At 54.9% G+C, this 1,524-nt stretch carries 2 protein-coding genes; both read right to left on the bottom strand.

The window, feature by feature from the left end; translation table 11 throughout:
- On the bottom strand, positions 1–570 hold a 570-nt coding region (locus tag AC630_RS41620; protein WP_143198753.1), incomplete at its 3' end, for a DUF4238 domain-containing protein.
- A 30-nt stretch (positions 571–600) separates the two neighbouring features.
- Positions 601–1,329 carry a DUF8758 domain-containing protein gene (locus AC630_RS41615; RefSeq protein WP_074124217.1) on the bottom strand — a complete coding sequence of 243 codons (729 nt, stop codon included), beginning with the start codon at positions 1,327–1,329 and terminating at the stop codon, positions 601–603.
- Positions 1,330–1,524 lie beyond the last annotated feature (195 nt).

Below are 1,524 nucleotides of genomic sequence, written 5' to 3'. Positions count from 1 at the left end.
CTTCCACTTCATACCGTTGATATGTGTTCCTAGCTCGATGATCTCGATGCCGCGCATGATCATATTTATCGTGACCTTGTGCACGATGTTAGGGTCGCGCCGCGTCAGGAACTCTTCGAAACTATCTGGATCGTCTGGCTTCCTTAGCTTTGCATATTCAGCCTGGGACGGAGCATGGCTGCGGCCCCAGAGCCGAGGAATCGCTTGGCGAAGTTCCTCCATAGCGTCCGGATGCCGGACCTTTAGACTGAGGAGAAAGCGCGACCACCCACTCCGGGCTTCCGCAGACCAAGGGGCGGGATCTCGCCTCAAAAAGCGATGAAGAGCCTTGGCGCCCTCGTCATCCACGATTTGAAAGAATTTGCTCTCTAGATGCTGATCGAGCCCCTCGAGGCCTAATGCTGGAAATGCATATAGGTCACGTTGGAATGCAGTGGCCAGAGCGCTAACCGGCTTCCGAACGATGCGACTGCCGCGAACCCGCTTGTGTTCATAAAGTTGCCCCTCCGAGTCGTGCCATTGTCGCAGATAGAACACGGGAATGAAGTGGTGATTTCTCGGCTGGCCCATGACGTTGCAGTACAGCTCGTTCGATGGCGACTAAAATAGGGCCCCTTGCTCAATATCGTTTTGACGCACGACGCCGTTGATCAGCCATGTGTCCTGGTGAAGGGAATGCGTGCCCATTGCGAGCAGCATCCCATTCGCGGGATATTCCTTCCCAAAGACGCGCTCCATATCTGCGAGAGCCCGCTGCTCTCCATAGTCGCGGGACCAATTATGATACGTGGCCTCGATTTCCCAATCCTGACATGTACCCTCACGAATGCCGTCATCGGTTCGGTAGCGATATTTGAAATTATACGGGCAGGGATTGTAGTTGTTGGTCACCTGCTTTGCGAAAAGGTCGTCTTGCGCGCGGATTGAGTCGAACAGCTCTTTTTCTGCTTTGACTTCTGCGGCGTCCTTTCTTTCAACCTTGAATGCAATAATCTCGGGTCGGAGAAGCGCAAAGCTTCTGCCCGCTTCCCGCTCGCGCACCAAGCTTGTCACTACCGCCTTTGCAAGAAAGGCCGCTCGCTCTGACTTCTTCAGCTTTCCGACAATCTCTATCGACTGCTGATCCACTCGGCGGCTCTCGACGCGCCTATCGTCGTTTGGGAGGCGCCAGTTGAAGCGTATTCGGTCCCAACGGCCGAATTTTTTCGACTGTTCGAGCGTTCGAAATGACACCGGATACAATCTGAGCCAGTTGCCGTACAGATCGATGCCCGCACAACAGACCGTTTCACCATGACGGCGACCGACCTGCGGCGCCGCCTTCACCATCACTATTGCTTCGGTGCTACCCGATGTGGGCGGGTGTCCTGTCATCGGAGGAAATTCGGCCCCTCGACACTTTGCGCCCGGCTGACGGTGCTGCGCTCAAATGAACAAGATTAAACTTACCGCGCCTCGCCATCGAATCAGCGACGATGCAGCGGTGGCAATTAGTGTGATCCTGTTCAAAGCAAAGCAAACATG

This window comes from Bradyrhizobium sp. AS23.2 (assembly GCF_001908185.1).
Taxonomy (GTDB): Bacteria; Pseudomonadota; Alphaproteobacteria; order Rhizobiales; family Xanthobacteraceae; genus Bradyrhizobium.
Note: the sequence above shows the minus strand (reverse complement) of the source record. Positions and strands in the feature narration are given on the sequence as shown.